The sequence below is a fragment of the Sphaerospermopsis kisseleviana CS-549 genome (genome assembly GCF_028329225.1).
GTDB lineage: Bacteria > Cyanobacteriota > Cyanobacteriia > Cyanobacteriales > Nostocaceae > Sphaerospermopsis > Sphaerospermopsis kisseleviana.
The window spans coordinates 1-16,825 of sequence record NZ_JAQMTI010000231.1; the positions used below are offsets into that span (position 1 = coordinate 1).

Annotated in this window: 13 protein-coding genes and 2 pseudogenes; 8 read left to right on the forward strand and 7 right to left on the reverse strand. The window is 38.5% G+C overall.

The genetic code is table 11. The features are described 5' to 3' along the window. The first annotated feature begins 73 nt into the window (after nucleotides 1-73). A complete protein-coding gene (locus PN497_RS17935) occupies nucleotides 74-1,372 on the forward strand; it encodes an ABC transporter substrate-binding protein (protein WP_096572280.1) in 1,299 nt (432 codons plus the stop codon). Nucleotides 1,373-1,400: 28 nt separating this feature from the next. Here PN497_RS17935 and PN497_RS17940 read toward each other — a convergent pair whose 3' ends face one another. The 3 genes from PN497_RS17940 to PN497_RS17950 form a co-directional block, all read right to left on the reverse strand. Beyond that, a complete protein-coding gene (locus PN497_RS17940) occupies nucleotides 1,401-2,693 on the reverse strand; it encodes a bifunctional folylpolyglutamate synthase/dihydrofolate synthase (RefSeq protein ID WP_096572281.1) in 1,293 nt (430 codons plus the stop codon). Nucleotides 2,694-2,787: 94 nt separating this feature from the next. Beyond that, complete coding sequence (locus PN497_RS17945; RefSeq protein WP_096572282.1) at nucleotides 2,788-2,913, reverse strand: photosystem II protein Y; 126 nt, start codon at nucleotides 2,911-2,913, stop codon at nucleotides 2,788-2,790. Between the two features lie 171 nt (nucleotides 2,914-3,084). Further along, entirely contained in the window at nucleotides 3,085-3,606 is a 522-nt protein-coding gene (locus tag PN497_RS17950; protein ID WP_096572283.1) for a gamma carbonic anhydrase family protein, read from the reverse strand. A 214-nt stretch (nucleotides 3,607-3,820) separates the two neighbouring features. Here PN497_RS17950 and PN497_RS17955 point away from each other — a divergent pair, with 214 nt between their 5' ends. The 7 genes from PN497_RS17955 (at nucleotide 3,821) to PN497_RS17985 (ending at nucleotide 12,466) form a co-directional block, all read left to right on the forward strand. Then, complete coding sequence (locus tag PN497_RS17955; protein ID WP_096572284.1) at nucleotides 3,821-4,333, forward strand: TIGR02652 family protein; 513 nt, start codon at nucleotides 3,821-3,823, stop codon at nucleotides 4,331-4,333. Nucleotides 4,334-4,516: 183 nt separating this feature from the next. After that, nucleotides 4,517-4,939, forward strand: a complete 423-nt coding sequence (locus PN497_RS17960) for a VOC family protein (protein WP_096572285.1) — start codon at nucleotides 4,517-4,519, stop codon at nucleotides 4,937-4,939. Between the two features lie 221 nt (nucleotides 4,940-5,160). Next, a complete protein-coding gene (locus PN497_RS17965) occupies nucleotides 5,161-7,977 on the forward strand; it encodes a M16 family metallopeptidase (RefSeq protein WP_096572286.1) in 2,817 nt (938 codons plus the stop codon). Nucleotides 7,978-8,057: 80 nt separating this feature from the next. Continuing rightward, complete coding sequence (locus tag PN497_RS17970) at nucleotides 8,058-8,552, forward strand: plastocyanin/azurin family copper-binding protein (protein ID WP_096572287.1); 495 nt, start codon at nucleotides 8,058-8,060, stop codon at nucleotides 8,550-8,552. Nucleotides 8,553-9,220: 668 nt separating this feature from the next. Beyond that, entirely contained in the window at nucleotides 9,221-10,051 is an 831-nt protein-coding gene (map, locus tag PN497_RS17975; RefSeq protein ID WP_096572288.1) for a type I methionyl aminopeptidase, read from the forward strand. A 108-nt stretch (nucleotides 10,052-10,159) separates the two neighbouring features. Continuing rightward, nucleotides 10,160-11,416 carry a ribulose bisphosphate carboxylase small subunit gene (locus tag PN497_RS17980; protein WP_096572289.1) on the forward strand — a complete coding sequence of 419 codons (1,257 nt, stop codon included), beginning with the start codon at nucleotides 10,160-10,162 and terminating at the stop codon, nucleotides 11,414-11,416. Between the two features lie 348 nt (nucleotides 11,417-11,764). Continuing rightward, nucleotides 11,765-12,466 carry a Uma2 family endonuclease gene (locus PN497_RS17985; protein ID WP_096572290.1) on the forward strand — a complete coding sequence of 234 codons (702 nt, stop codon included), beginning with the start codon at nucleotides 11,765-11,767 and terminating at the stop codon, nucleotides 12,464-12,466. Nucleotides 12,467-12,631: 165 nt separating this feature from the next. Here PN497_RS17985 and PN497_RS17990 read toward each other — a convergent pair whose 3' ends face one another. The 4 genes and pseudogenes from PN497_RS17990 to recO all read right to left on the reverse strand — a co-directional run. Then, nucleotides 12,632-13,780, reverse strand: coding sequence for a glycosyltransferase family 4 protein (locus tag PN497_RS17990; protein ID WP_096572291.1), 1,149 nt, complete (start codon nucleotides 13,778-13,780; stop codon nucleotides 12,632-12,634). A gap of 327 nt (nucleotides 13,781-14,107) precedes the next feature. Next, nucleotides 14,108-15,766 (reverse strand): MFS transporter, encoded by a 1,659-nt coding sequence (locus PN497_RS17995; protein ID WP_409349334.1) that lies wholly within the window; start codon nucleotides 15,764-15,766, stop codon nucleotides 14,108-14,110. Next, a pseudogene (locus PN497_RS25950) lies at nucleotides 15,753-16,001 on the reverse strand (DNA repair protein RecO); the annotation flags it as partial. The pseudogene PN497_RS25950 and the gene PN497_RS17995, both read right to left, overlap by 14 nt. A gap of 74 nt (nucleotides 16,002-16,075) precedes the next feature. Next, nucleotides 16,076-16,691 (reverse strand): annotated as a pseudogene (recO, locus tag PN497_RS18000) (DNA repair protein RecO); the annotation flags it as partial. Nucleotides 16,692-16,825 lie beyond the last annotated feature (134 nt).

Below are 16,825 nucleotides of genomic sequence, written 5' to 3' on the forward strand. Positions count from 1 at the left end.
CCCCAGTCCCCAGTCCCCAGTCCCCAATCACCAATCACCAATCACCCTCGTTAATCGTAAAAATATTACCACGATGATCAGATTGCAAAAATTACAAAAACTAACTGTTTGGGTTTTGTTTGGCTTATTAGCTAGTTGGGTGGTCAGTTGCAGCACGGGTAATGTGAGTACAACTACAAAACCTGCTGCTTCAGGAGTCGCCACCATTGAGTTTTGGACGATGCAACTCCAACCCCAATTTACTAACTACTTCCAAAGTCTGATTTCGACTTTTGAATCCCAAAACCCCAGTATCAAAGTCAAATGGGTGGATGTTCCTTGGGCTGCGATGGAGAACAAGATTTTAACATCTGTCTCCGCAAAAACGCCCCCAGATGTTGTTAACCTTAACCCAGATTTTGCTTCCCAACTAGCAGGAAGAAATGCCTGGTTAGATTTGGATGCAAAGGTCCCTAGTGAAGTCCGTTCCTCCTATTTGCCCAATATTTGGCAAGCTAGTACCCTCAATGGTAAAAGTTTTGGGATTCCCTGGTATCTGACTACGAGGTTAACTATTTATAACACTGATTTGCTCAAACAAGCAGGTATCACAAAACCACCTGCAACTTATACAGAATTAGCACAAGCGGCGCAACAAATTAAAGATAAAACTGGTAAATACGCCTTTTTTGCTACTTTTGTACCTCAAGATTCTGGTGAGGTTTTGGAATCTTTTGTGCAAATGGGTGTGACTTTGGTAAATGCTGAGGGTAAGGCGGCTTTTAACACACCACAAGGAAAAGCAGCTTTTCAGTATTGGGTAGATTTATATCAGAAAGGATTACTACCTAAAGAATCATTGACTCAAGGCCATCGTCATGCTATTGATTTATACCAATCTGGGGAAACGACGTTTTTAGCTTCTGGTCCTGAGTTTTTGAAGACTATTTCTAATAATGCCCCAGAAATTGCTAAAGCTTCGGCGATCGCACCCCAAATAACCGGTGATACAGGTAAGAAAAATGTGGCTGTAATGAATATTGTCATCCCCCGTGCTACCAAAAATCCTGATGCAGCAGTGAAATTTGCTTTATTTGTCACCAATGACGAAAATCAATTAGCTTTTGCTAAAGCTGCAAATGTTTTACCTTCGACGGTGAAAGCTTTATCAGATAGTTATTTTCAGGAAGTTCCGGCTAATGCTTCTACTGTGGAAAAAGCCAGAATTATCAGTGCTGAACAAATGCAAAAAGCAGAGGTTTTAACTCCCAAAATGAAGGATTTTAAATTGTTGCAAAAGGCAATTTATGAAAATCTCCAAGCGGCAATGTTAAAACAAAAAACAGTTGATCAAGCTGTCACAGATGCAGCACAACAATGGGATAATAGGTAATTGACAATTGACAATTGACAATTGATAATTATGAATTACCTAGAAAATAGCCGATGAGATAAAGAGAACCACATAAAATAACCAGGTTTTCTGAAGAGGTGAAAGCAGCATCTAAAGCCAAAAATACATCTTCATAGATGCTGCAAAAACCTAAATCTGGACAAATTTCTAAAGCTAATTTTTTTAAATCTTCTAAATTTGCATAATTACTATCAGGCACAGGTACTAAATATAATTTATCTCCTGTTTTTAACAACTCCTTAAAAATATCACCATGATCTTTTGTCGCTAACATTCCCATTACCCAAGTTATAGAATTATACTCCCCTCCCTGCTTGCGGGGTGGGGTAATACTATCTACATAATTTCTCAAAACTGCTGCTGATGCTGGGTTATGTGCGCCATCTATTAATAATTGATAATCGTGATTATTCTGTTTATTCTTCCAGGTAAACCATTGCATTCTTCCTGGCCATTTGGTTTTTTCTATCCCATTAATAATTGCTTGTTCAGAAATCTCCCATCCTTGTTGTTGTAATATTTCTAAAGCGGCTAATGCTAAGGCAGAATTTGTTAATTGAATTTGCCCTTTTAATGGTAATTTATATTTAATTGATCCTGAATTTTCAATTGTCTGATATTCTGCCCATCCAGGATTAATTTCTACTGCTGGTTGCGGGGTAAAAATCGGACTTCGTAATTCTAAACTGCGGGATATTACTACTTTTTCGGCATCTTCTGGTAAAGGTCCCATAATTACAGGACATCCAGCTTTAATTATCCCCGCTTTCTCTCTGGCAATATCAGATATTGTGGGTCCTAATTGTTGCCAATGTTCTCTACTAATAGAAGTTATTACTGTTACTAAAGGCTTTTCGCAAACATTAGTCGCATCTAAACGACCACCTAATCCCACTTCTACCACGGCTATATCAATTTTTTGCTGTGCAAAATATAACCAAGCGGCTGCGGTAATTACTTCAAATTGGGTCGGTGATTCTCCATTTTTATCTATTGCTTCTTGAACTTGCTGTATTAATTGAAACAGATTTTCTGAAGTGATGGGTTGTTCATTAATACAAATGCGCTCATGCCAATCTATTAAATGAGGTGAAGTATATCTTCCTGTGCGATAACCTGCTTCAGTGAGAACAGATGATAGATAAGCGCAAACAGAACCTTTACCATTAGTTCCAGCAACATGAATCACTGGTACTTTTTGATGGGGATTGTCAAGATTTGCCAATAATTTGACAATGCGGGAGAGTCCCAGGTTAACGCCAAAGTGTTGAAAGGGTTGCAGTAGGGAGTTGATGTTCACAGAATTGGTAATTGGTAATTGGTGATTGGTAATTGGTAATTGGTAATTGGAGAACTATCACCCATTACCTATTACCCATTACCCATTACCTAAATTATGCTTCTTTATTTAAAAAGTTTTGCACTTGTCTGATTGCAGCAGCACCGATATTAAAAGCAGCCCAACCTGCTGCAATGGCTAATGGTGCTAAAACGATGACTACACGGGTATCAATGTCCATATTTAGAAACCTCTGTTATCTAGAAATTAAAGTTTTGTCAACAGATATCAATTTTTATTTTTATCTGAAGTCGGGTATTTTTCCAAGGGGCATTGTCAAGAATGTTGAAGTTGGTGACTGGGGACTGGGGACTGGGGACTGGGGACTGGTGACTGGTGATTGGGAATAATATTACCTAAAACCAATATCATCCCCCTTACCGGCGTGAACGAGGGCTAATTTGTGGTACTTTTGGGTGTGTTCTATGAGTTCGGCAGCTTCCGTTTCTGTGAGTTGACGGACGACTTTAGCGGGGATGCCAACTACTAGGGAAAATGGGGGTATGTCTTTGGTAACAACTGCACCAGCGCCAATGATGCTACTATGGCCAACGCGGACTCCATTTAAAATTATCGCGCCGATGCCAATTAAACTCCCCCGTTCAATATGAGCAGAATGTACCACGGCACGATGTCCTATAGTAACATGATCTTCTAAGATGGTGGGCAGACCAGGATCACCATGTAAAATGGCTCCATCCTGTATGTTTGTGCATTCGCCGATTTCAATACGTTCTACATCCCCCCTCACTACTGCACCATACCAGATGCTTGCCCCTGCTGCGATCCTGACTGATCCGACAACAACGGCGTTGGTTGCGATAAAGGCAGCTTGAGAAAAATCGGGAGATGTCCAATAGGAAACAGTAGACACGATAGAATATTGATATGGTACCCAGGAACACTGGAAAAACTCCAACCTTTGAGGCTGGTTGCACAACCAGGATACCACAGCCGTTTGGTCTGTACGCTAAGGAAAAAACTGCTGAGATTTGCTTTTGCGGCAACTCACTCAAAGTAGTAGAGCCGAAGTGTTAAATCCAACCTATTGGTGCTGGTAAAAATAAAACTATGCTTGTACACACTTCATGATGAATCCAGGCTTACAGTACCCAATATTTGGACCTGAAATACAGTGTCCACACTGTCGCCAGACTATTCCGGCGCTGACGTTGACTGATACTTATTTATGTACGCGTCATGGCGCTTTTGAAGCGAACCCGAAAACGGAAGAGTTGGTACATCTCCAGTCGGGTCGTCATTGGCGGAGGTGGAATAATGAATGGTATCGACAACATACTCATCCTGATGGCATTCGCTTTGAAATTCACGAGGCTTTAGATAAGCTATATACTCAAGGTTATCGGGCTACAAGGGTAATTATTGCCCGTCGCTATCAAGAGTTAATGAGTGGTTATTTAGAACGCAGCAGTCCTTGGCGTTCTGGACAACCGGAAGCTGGTACTGCTCGTTTATATGGTTTACCAGTGGAGTTTGGACCTGATCCCGCTGAAGATCCATCTTGGGATGTGATTAATTTTGATCTGGATAAAGAACCTGGTGTACCTGTGCGCTATCCTTATTTCCGGTTGTTTGAGTAGATATTAGTGGTAATTGGTAATTGGTAATTGGTAATTGGTAAGCATATTTATCTTCTTATTATCTCTTGCCTTTTGCCTTTTGCCCTTTGCTTTGCTACTAAGCTTTTACCAGCATATTTACTTATATTTATATAAAATCTAAAATCTAAAATCTAAAATCTAAAATCTAAAATCTAAAATTCCATGCACCATGCTTCTATTAGAACTGCGAATATTCACCGGGCGATCGCATTTTATGAACAGTTAGGTTTTACGGTTGCCGATCGCTTTACTACCGGTTATACTTTAGCTTGCTGGATGGAAGGATTAGATAGCCGCATTGAACTGATCCAGATCCCACAGCCGAAACCCGCCCCTGATGCTTTTGCAGATGAGCATTATGTGGGTTATTATCATCTTTCTTTTGATTTAACCCAAACCGTACCAGATTTATATATTTGGTTGTCAGACTTAAAAGCGAAAATCTCTGATGTATCTGAGTTGTCACCTCTCCAAGTTCTTTTAGAACCAACTCAGCAGCAAATAGGCGATCGCATTTTAGAAGTCACTTTCATTGCTGACACTGACGGTTTACCTTTGGAGTTTATTCGGTTTTTGGGGAAATAGGTGACTGGGGACTGGGGACTGGGGACTGGGGACTGGGGACTGGGGACTGGTGACTGGTGACTGGGGACTGGTGACAGGTGACAGTAAGAAGGCAATAGGGAACAGGTAATATTTATCTTTTTCCTGACTCCTGAACTCCTTACCAAAATTTTCCAGAAAGTTTAAACTCGAACTGTATAGGTAAAAAGATGTAGTCTTATTTACTTATATTCAAAAAATATATGCTTGTAATTTCTAGCTTCCATCGCTATCGTGTACCGCTACTATTATTCCTTTTATCCTTGATATCAGCCTTTTTGCTGAGATACTTGTTTTCTGGAAATCTCAATTTTATTAAACTCAACTGGGAACATTATCAGCAAATATCCGTAGACGCAAACAAAAATAATCTGACAGTGACAAACAATGTTCAAAAGACTGTTCTGGATAATGGTTTAACTGTTCTCACTAAAGAAGTTCATAATGCACCAGTTGTTACGGTGCAAATGTGGTACAATATAGGTTCGGCTAAAGAAGCTCCTGGCATCAATGGTATTGCTCACCAGTTAGAACACATAATGTTTAAAGGCACAAAAAACCGTCCGGTGCAGTTTGGACAGTTATTTAGTGCTTTGGGTAGTGACTCTAATGCTTTTACCAGTTTTGAGCAAACAGCATATTACCATACTGCGGAACGCGATAAGCTGAAAGCACTGCTGGAACTGGAAGCAGACAGAATGGAAAATTTACTCATTGATAACCAACACCTAGAAAGTGAAAAGCGGGTTGTTATTTCTGAGTTACAAGGTTATGAAAATAGTCCTAAATACCGCCTCAAGCGTGCTGTGATGCAGTCTGTATTTCCTGATCATGGTTATGGTTTACCTCCTGCGGGTACTGTGGCTGATGTGGAAAGGTTGACAGTTGAGCAGGTGAGGGATTATTATGATAAATACTATCATCCAAATAATGCTATCTTGGTGATTGTGGGCGATTTCCCAACTGCAAAGGTTTTGGAAACAGTTAAGGAAATATTTGGAAAAATTCCCAAAAGTCAACAACTTCCCCAACTTCCCAAGTCTCCAACTCCCCAAGTTCTCACTTCTCCTATAGTTTTACAAGAAACTGGTGCGGGAAAGTTTTTACAGATAATTTATCCACTTCCCCATTTAAATGATCCCGATACTCCAGTTTTGGGAGTAATGGATTATATTTTGACGGGGGGAAAAAATTCTTATTTGTATCAGGCTTTGGTAAAATCTGGTTTAGCAACTGATATTTCTGCTCATGTTGCCAGTTTGCGAGCAATTGGCTGGTATCATTTATCTGTTACTGTTGCACCTAATCAAAATTTACAAAAAATTGATGCAACTACCAAGAACGCAATAACGAAACTTGTCAAAACTGGTGTAACATTAGAGGAAGTTGAACGCGCTAAGAGTCAACTTATAGCAAATGTAATTTTAAACAGACGTGATATCACCAGTCAAGGGATGCAGTTTGCTAATGATCTGCTTATTGCTAATGATTATAGATATACAGAACGATATATAGAAAATGTCCGCAAAGTCAAACCAGCGGATGTGATAGATGTAATTAATAAGTATCTAAAACCAGAAGCAGCAGCGGTTGGTTTTTTTGTACCTGTGCAAAATGCCCAAGATGAAAATTATCAAACTTCTCAATTTTCCACCGCAGAAAATTTAACTACTGGTGTGAAAATAACTGCATCTGAGGTGATGAAGTATTTACCAGCTACAGATGAAAAGATTGATGATTTTAATCATTCAATTCCACACGTACCACAACGCTTAACGTTTGTCAATGGGTTGCGGGTGTTGTTATTACCAGACAAGAGTAGTCCGACAGTGACGTTAGGTGGATATATTAAAGCAGGAAAGGAATTTGACAAAACTGATCAAGCCGGTTTAGCGTCTTTAGTGGCGGATAATTTGTTAAATGGGACGAAAACCAAAGATACATTAACTATTGCAGATATTTTAGATCGTAGGGGAGCGAGTTTAGACTTTACCACATTGCGGGAAGGTGTGCGGATTCAGGGTAAAAGTTTACAGGAAGACTTACCAGTTTTGCTGGAGACTTTAGCTGATGTCGTTAAAAATAGCACTTTTCCTGAAAAAGAGTTAGAAATTAGTCGTCAACAAGCTGTAAATGACTTAAAGTTAGAACTGGATGATGCTGATGAAGTAGCAAACCGGAAATTTATGCAAGCATTATATCCGCAAAATCATCCATTACACATTTTCCCAACTTTAGAAAGTATACAGAAAATTTCCCGGAAAGATGTGATGGCGTTTCGACAAAAACATTATCGCCCAGATACGATGATTTTAGTATTGGTGGGTGATTTTGAAATTGAAAAAGTGCGATCGCTCTTAGAAACTCAATTTGGTAATTGGCGAGTTCAGGGAAAACCACCAATGGTAGAATATCCCCAGGTGGTAAAAACGGAACGTGGTTTACAGATTAATTCGGTGTTACCCGGAAAGTCGCAAACTATCACCTATATGGGGGATCTGGGTGTCAAACGTCAAGATCCGAAATTTTATTCAGCTTTGGTTTTGAATGAAATTTTGGCAGGAAACAGCGTATCTGGTAGACTTAGTGCAGAAGTGCGCGATCGCTTAGGTTTGACTTATGGAATTTATAGTAATTTCCAAGGGGGAAAGAATATTGGCACATTTTTAATTGAAATGCAAACCAGTCCTGAAGATGCAAATAAGGCGATCGCAACTACCCGCAAAATCTTACAACAAATAAATCAGCAAGGTGTCACCCCAGAAGAAGTAGAAACCGCAAAACGCACTTTGATTAGTAACTATAATATTTCACTGTCTAAACCAGAGCAGTTAACCGCTAGAATTTTAATGAACGAGGTTTTTGGACTGGATGGGATAGAATTACAGGGTTTTGCAGAAAAAATCCAAAAAGTCACCAAAAACGAAGTTGATCAATTTGCGCGTCAGCAACTCGATCCTGATAAATTGGTAGTAGTTACTGCTGGGCCTGCAATAATAGCAGATAATTCTATTAAGTGACAAAACGTATGTAGTCAGGACTTTAGTCCTCATGCTAATTTAGATTTTGAGCGACTTATCGCTCACTAGGAACTTTGATTATGTATACCTATTTTGTAAAGCAAATTACTAAACGTCTATATTCAGTCTTTTGTTTATTGACACTTCTGATTTGTCTGAGTTTCACAAATACAAATTTAGCGATCGCAGAAAACTTAAACAATTCCTCTGTTGATATACTCAAACAACCACCGTCCGAAATTACTGTCAGCCTGGGAAATGCTGCGGGTGAGTTGAAATTTGAACCTAATTTTTTAGAATTTCAATCAGGAAAACGGTACAAGCTAGTTTTAACTAACCCTAGCCCCGTCAAGCATTATTTTACAAGTAAAGATTTCGCTGATGCTATTTGGACCCAAAAGGTAGAAGCGGGAAATGTGGAAATTAAAGGTAACATTCACGAATTAGAACTCAAACCCGGTGCAGAAGCAGAATGGGTGTTTGTTCCTCTCAAAACCGGAAAATATAATTTACGTTGTACCATCCCCGGACATTCTGAAGCAGGTATGAAAGGAGAAATAGTCATTAAATCCTAATCTATAGTGATCTGATTTGATTCATGAATTTTTTGTAGAGGCAGGGAACAGGGAACAGGGAACAGGGAACAGGAAAGAAGGCTGTCAGTATTTATGGTGAGCGAAGCCGAACCATGTATGGAGTTCTGTTCAAAAATCAAATATTAGTCCTATATCTTTATCTATCTTTCTCAAAATCAGGATTTAAGAATGTACAGGATTTATAGTTGTGAATTTTTACCAGAAAAACCCGCCAAATAGAGAGATTAAACTGTTGACAAAAACGATAGAACCTAATATAGTGAATCTTGATGAGGAAGAACTATCTTGTAATAATTATAAAATTACCTATTACTCCCTTGGAGTATACATATATAATACCAGAAAAAGTTAGTAAGTAAATATCAATCGCTGAAAAAACCTAAACTCGTAAAATTATTGATAATGTTCTCAATAATATTGAGAATAAAGGTGATTTATTGCGAAAAATAGTAAGTTGAACAAATTTGGCAAAATTCAGATTAAAAAAACTTATAAAACATGGGATGGAAAATTACCAATTACCAATTCCCGTTACCAATTTTCTAAATAACGCAAAATAAGCTAACGTAAAGATAGATATTTTTTGCAATAAATCTCAACAACCTGAAATCTAAGCCGTAAAGTCACGGAAATTACTAAATTACATGATGAACATTCTCAGCAACCTAATTTCTGAAACAGTTCAAACCAAACCCACAGCACCCAGACAACGCAGGGGTATAGAAATTAAATCTCCCCGCGAAATCGAAATCATGCGACAATCGGCTAAGATTGTAGCCACTGTTCTCAAAGAAATTTCTGAGTTAGTAGAACCAGGAATGACAACTGCTGACTTAGATGCTCATGCAGAAAAACGTATCCGCGAAATGGGTGCAACTCCTAGCTTTAAAGGATATCACGGTTTTCCGGCTTCGATTTGTTCTAGTATTAATAATGAAGTTGTACATGGTATTCCTAGTCCGAAAAAGGTTATTCGCTCCGGTGATGTATTAAAAGTTGACACAGGTGCTTATTATCAGGGATTTCATGGTGATTCTTGTATAACAATTGCCGTGGGAAATGTCACCCCAGAAGCAGCTAGATTAATAAAAATAGCAGAAGAAGCTTTATATAAAGGAATTGAACAAGTTAAAGCCGGCGCTCACCTTGCGGATATTGCTGGTGCGATTGAAGACCATGTAAAAATGAATAAATTTAGTGTGGTGGAACAATTTACAGGTCATGGAGTGGGTAGAAATTTACACGAAGAACCTGCGGTTTTCAACTATAGAACTCGTGAGATTCCCAATGTGAAATTACGTGCTGGTATGACTTTAGCCATTGAACCAATTTTAAATGCAGGTTCAAAAAATACCAGAATTTTGGCTGATAGATGGACTGCTGTAACTGTTGATAATGCTTTATCTGCTCAGTTTGAACATACTGTGTTAGTGAAAGAAGATGGTTATGAGATTTTAACTGATAGATCATTGGTTTAATAAGGTACAATTACTGGGGGAAAAATCCCCCAAACGATTTTAAGTTTTAATTTTGGTTTTCAGTCAAAAGTCAAAACTTTGATAATAACTTTCTTTTATAATAAAATTATGGGTTACTACATCTCCCCTCGGTTTCTGGATAAAATTGCTGTTCATATCACCAAAAACTTTTTAAATATTCCCGGTGTGCGAGTTCCCTTAATTTTAGGGATTCATGGAAAAAAAGGTGAAGGTAAATCTTTTCAATGTGAATTAGCATTTGAAAAAATGGGTATAGGTGTCACCCTCATTTCTGGAGGAGAATTAGAAAGTCCAGATGCAGGAGATCCAGCACGGTTAATTCGTTTGCGTTATCGAGAAACCGCAGAATTAGTTAAGGTGCGGGGTAAAATGTGCGTCTTAATGATTAATGATTTAGATGCAGGTGCAGGACGCTTTGACGAAGGTACTCAATACACAGTTAATACTCAGTTGGTAAATGCAACATTAATGAATATTGCAGATAATCCCACTGATGTACAATTACCAGGAAGTTATGATGCTAACCCTATTCGTCGTGTTCCCATTATTGTTACAGGAAATGATTTTTCTACTCTCTATGCACCATTAATTAGAGATGGAAGAATGGAGAAGTTTTACTGGGAACCCAACCGTGATGATAAGGTAGGAGTTGTGGGGGGAATTTTTGCGGAAGATGGACTTTCACAAAGAGAAATTGAACAGTTAGTAGATACTTTCTCTCATCAGTCTATTGACTTTTTTAGTGCTTTGCGTTCTCGCATTTATGATGAACAAATCCGCGATTTTATTCATCAAATAGGTTATGAAAAAATTTCGATGCGGGTAGTTAATAGTGTAGAACCACCACCAGAATTTAAGAAACCTGATTTTAGTTTATCCCATTTAATTGAATCTGGTAATTTAATGGTGGGTGAACAAAAACGGGTGGAAACTTCCCATTTAGTTGATGAATATAATCGTTTAAATCGGGGTAGACTTTATAAATCTCAAGCTGTTGTTAAAGAAACATCTGTTAGTCAACCTGTAACTAATGGAAATGGAAACAATAGCATTACAAATAAAAGTCATTTAAGTTTAGAGACACAGGAACAAGTCCGGCAAATTTTATCCCAAGGTTATAAAATTGGTGTAGAACACGTTGATGAAAGACGTTTTCGCACTGGTTCGTGGCAAAGTTGTGTTACCTTACAGATAGATGGTGAATCTGATGCGATTTCAACTTTAGAATCTTGTTTAGCTGAATATAGTGATGAGTATGTGCGGTTGGTAGGTGTTGATCCGAAAGCAAAACGTCGGGTGATGGAAACTATTATTCAGCGTCCAAGTGGGAAGGGGAGCAATTAGGAAAATATTGGATTTTAGTGGTTTTTAATTACTAAATCAATAGGAGAAAAAGTTAATATTGGTTCAAATACATCAATTGATCGTGCAGTCCAAGATTTAGAACCATTTGATAACTGGAACTCTGAGTCAATAGAAATGTGTCAAGATATTCTTGCTCAATTAGCCACAAAAATTTGGGATATTGATATAAATTCGTAGTGTAACAGTAATTTATGTCGTATTAATTGATAGAGCAACCAAATACAAATTTTAACAATCAGGTTTAATAATTTTGTTTTTTAGTTCAAACCAACCTACATAAATTTATGTTAAAATCCAAAAATTACAACTTGATGCCATATCAAATTTATGATCATTGCACAAGAATTAGAAACACAAGAAAACATCTCCCAAGATGTAATTTTTCCCCCTGGTGATTTATATAGTGATGAACCCCCCGCGGAAACAGAACTGCATCTCAGACAAATAATCCTACTTTTCCAATGTCTAGAATGGTTGTGGAAAGATAGAAATGATTTCTATGCTACTGGAAACATGAGCATTTACTATAGTCCTAACCAGAAAAAATCAGAATATTTTCGTGGTTCAGATTTCTTTGTGGTTTTAGGAACTGAACGCAAAACCCGTAAAAGTTGGGTAGTGTGGGATGAAGATGGTAAATATCCTAATTTAATTGTCGAAATACTCTCACCCATTACAGCAAATACAGATCGAGAATTTAAAAAAGAACTTTATCAAAATACATTCCGTACACCAGATTATTTTTGGTTTGATCCTTATACTTTAGAATTTGCAGGTTTTCATTTAGTAGATGGAGAATATCAACCTTTAATAGTAAATGAAAAAGGACATCTTTGGAGTCAACAGTTAGGTTTATATTTGGGTATTCATGATGGTTTATTGCGATATTTCACACCCGCAGGAATTTTAGTTCCTACACCTGAAGAAAGCGCGGAAGCAGAAGCAGAAGCACGAAAATTAGCGGATCAAAAAGCATCCCGTTTAGCTGACAAATTGCGAGAGTTAAATATTGATCCTGAGACTATTTAAGACTATTTAAAGTTTATCAATAATGGACAATTGACAAATTACCTCTCCCTTCAAATCAGAGAATGGAAAAATCAGCATTTTTGGCTTTTTCCCCTTGAAGGGGGAGGTTTTAAACCCTGAATGAAACACTTATCAATTATCAATTGTCAATTGTCAATTGATCACTTAAACACCCCAACCTAATGTTACAGGACGCTTTGCTAAAACTTGTGTATAAAGTTCTGCTAAGGAACTGATATTATCACTCAGGGTATAGCGTTCTAAAACTCGTTTTCTTGCTTTTTGCCCCAACATGGTTGTTAACTCTGGATGATCTTGGAATAGTGGTAAAAGGGTTTTGAGTTGCGATCGCACAGTTTTAGAATTAATTACTACCCCAGCACCTTTTTCCAATACCTCCCCATCTGCACCGACATCAGTAGCTAAACAAGCTAAACCACAGGACATTGCTTCTAACAAAGACAGGGATAAACCCTCTACCAAAGAAGGTAAAATAAATACATCTGCCCCCCGTAAAATTTCTATACGGCGTTGTTCACTGGCCACAAAACCTAACCAGATAATGCCATATTCTGAACCATAAAATGGTTCTAAAGATGCTCTCAAAGGACCATTACCCACTATTAAAAGCTTACTACTAGCAGCCATATCTGACTGTTTCCAAGCTCGTAATAGAGACTCTACATTTTTTTCCGGTGCAAGACGGCCTTGGTAAACAAACAAACGTTCAGCATTAAATTCTTGTTTGATATGGGAAACCCCAGGAGAATATTTAACAGTATCAACACCATTAGGAATAACGGCGATTTTTTCTTCCCTAACTCCCATTTTTGCTAATAATTCTCGTTGAATTTGGGAAAATACGATCACCTTATCATAATTATCTAAAAAAGGTGCGTATAGCTGATAAGCTAAAAGTTGCGTACCAGAAATTAATTTTGCTCCTTTACCAGCAAAGGGAGTGTGAAAAGTAGCAATCAGGGGTAAATTTAATTCTTTGCAAATTTCTGGTAAAACAAAGTCCAGAGTGGATAAAGTCAAGGAAGCATGGACTATTTGTGGTTGTATTTCCCGCAATGCGTCTTTTAAAACCTTAGTGGCATTAAAAGCGGGAAGTGTGTAAACTTGGGACTTATAAATAAAAGGTAGGGGAACTTCTTTAAAATTTGGCCAGTTATCTGGTTCAGAGTCGTCTTGAGCAAAGTGAAGAAAACTTACATCATGTCCCCTATCTAATAATCCATTTGTAATTTCCCGACTATAGGTGACATTACCGCAAAAGGGTGATTTTTTTCCAATCCAGGCTATACGCATTCTTTAATTAGCTGTTGATAAAATCGGTTTGAAATGATTGGGGTTTTATACTTAGCTGTTTTTATCCCGTGATACTTGCTACTTTTTGTGCATCAATAAATTAATGCCATATCTTTATTAAATATCCCAGCTATCAGCCAAGTCAAATAGCAAATTTATGGCTTTATTTGTGGTGTTTTTAAGTTGGGAATTAATCAACTTGATCGCCAATCAATTAGGATCAGGTTTCATTAATCCTCAGCAAGTATGTCCTGAATTTTCGCTGGATTAAGTTTAGCACGAAAACCAGTGATTTTATTAACTTTTTGATGATTGACTAACTGATAACTAGGTACGGGAGTTATACCAGGTGAAAATACCTCCGAAAAAGACGATCACAGCCAAGGACAAAAAGACTGATTTTAAGCCAATGAAAGTTTCCGCTACACCTGCTAAAGCTAAAGGTAGAGTCAGGGCAATATTAACCACATTATTTTGCAGTCCAAACACTTTACCGCGCATTTCTGGGGGTGTTTCGGTTTGGATAGCGGTTTGCATGGGAATACCAACCAAAGCGCCAAACACACCTAATAAAGTTATGAAAAGCAGCACTAGCGATAGCTGGGTTGTGAAGAGTGAAAGACCAACTAAAGATGCAGCCATACCCAGACAACCCCAGAGGCTAAGTTGTCGATAGGAAAAACGTTGACCAAATTGGCCGAGAATTGTCGCGCCTCCTGCAATACCAACACCACCCGCTGCAAGTAAAAAACCGAATTGGGAAGCTTTTAAATTAGGGATAATTTCTGCCATGCGAACGGCGAGAACGGTTAAAGCTGCAAACACAGAAAATAAGATAATTAACTGTAAAAGAGCATTGCGGACGCGGTGATTTTCTTTGAGGTAACGTAAACCGTCCCGCAGGTCTTCAAAAACGTGAGGAAATTCTGTTTCTGGCGGGTGCGGTTTTTCGTTGGTTTTGAGGAGGAATAAAATCATGCCAGCGATCGCATAACTACCACCAACTAAAATTTCTTTACCTAGTCCCCCACTACCGCCAAATTTTGCCCAAATACTATCAGCTAAAACTAACACTGGTTCGCCCACAGCAAAACCAACAATTACCGATGCCATCATCGTTGTTGTGTACAGGGAATTAGCAGAAAGTAAATGTTTTTCTTCCACCACTAAAGGAATGGCTGCTTGTTCTGCTGGTGCGAAAAACTGTGTTAATGTGGAAACCAAAAAAGTCACCAGTAAGATCATTAAAAAACCCACTGGCAAAACTCCCACAGGCTGCCAATCATGGGTTAACCACAGTAAAAAAGGAATTGCTAAAACGAGGATACCGCGCCAAATATTTGATGCTACCAATACAGCTTTTTTTGACCAGCGATCCACAAACACACCAGCCACTGAACCAAACAAAACTGCGGGAATGGTAAAGATCATCATTAACGCTGACACCCAAGCACTGATACTTTGACCACCTTGTTGAAACTCACTGTTAATCAAAGCAATCATCAATACTAGATATACTTTATCAGCCAGTTGACAAAAAACTTGTCCTCCCCACAGTGCTAGGAAATTTGGGTTTTTTAATACAGGAAAAAATCCCTTTTCTTCCACATCACTTGATGCTGAATTTCTACCTGAACCAGAACCGTTTAATGGTAATGTTTCTGTTTCTAGGGGTGATGTTACTTGTAAACTTTTTCCCGTAGTATTAACCTTAGTATTAACCTTACCATTTTCACCATTACTTGTTCCTGAAATTGGTGAATCTATATCTGATGGTTGAGGTATATTCACATCAAGTTCTGATGTCAAATTTTTCTCATCAGCAACTTCTTTGAGAGACATTTCTGGACTATGAATTTTGCCAGACTTTAGGGGTGAAACAGAACTTAAATGATTAAGTTGTGTAGATTCTGATACCCTATTCTTGTTGTTAGCTTGGCTAGGTGATAAAGGCTGAATTTTTCGATCCAAATCAGACGATTGCATCATGGTTAGCGGCAAAATAAGAATCTATCAATGTGGCAGAGCGAATAGGGCGACCCAGATGGTACTGGGTGTACTGGCGCAAAATTTGCTCAACAGATAACCAGCCATCATCTGCGGCTGCATCTATTTGCATTATCCCTGGTTGGGACAAATGTTGGAGCATTTCTAATTCTTTTGCACCCAAACGACGGGAAATTTTTGGTAGGTCTTGGTGATGGAAAAGGGTTTGATAACCCGCTTTGGGGGAATTATTGGCCGATGGAGAAATTTCTGCTTCCTGTTTTCTTTCTTCCTGTTTTTGCCGTTCCCTTTGTTTTCTTAACTGTTCCCACGCTTGTAAGCAAACTGTTCCCCCCGCAGCAATGCTAAAACCTGCCTGCCAGTTAGGGTTGGTCAGGTCTGGAGTTAGGGGACGCTGGGTTAAGCAACAAAATTGCACTTGTGGGGTTAATCCTGCTAAAGCTAGGAGGTGAAATATTCCATGCGCTAAATATGCTACTACATCTTGTCCTTGATTTTTTGGTAAAGCTTCTAAACGCTGGAGATGTTCGTTAAATACCTCATAAAGTTCTTCTTGGGGATGTTCGCTTAAAGCTTGACACAGAACTATTTCCGCTAAATATTGACTAGCAGCTAATTTTCCCAAGTCTTTGGTTAGACCTGGGTAGGTTTTTATAGTTTCGGCTTGAGTAATTCTATTGAGAGTTGATGTAGCTGGTTGTGATAATCGCCCTTGAGAAATGAGCAGTTGATTAACTACAAACATTCCACTTCTCCCACCCAGACTGGAGTTATGTTTCCGTGAACCAGGAGCGATCGCCCGAATCAAACCAAATTCTTTGGTTAAAATTGTCACTATTTTATCTGACTCTCCTAATGCCTGGGTTTTCAGATTAATACCAGTTGCTTGATAAGTTCTACTCATTAGTCACCAGTCATTAGTTATTAGTCATTAGTCACCAGTCATTAGTTATTTTTACCCAGTCACCAGTCCCCAGTCACCAGTCCCCAGTCACCAGTCACCAGTCCCCAGTCACCAGTCCCCAGTCACCAGTCACC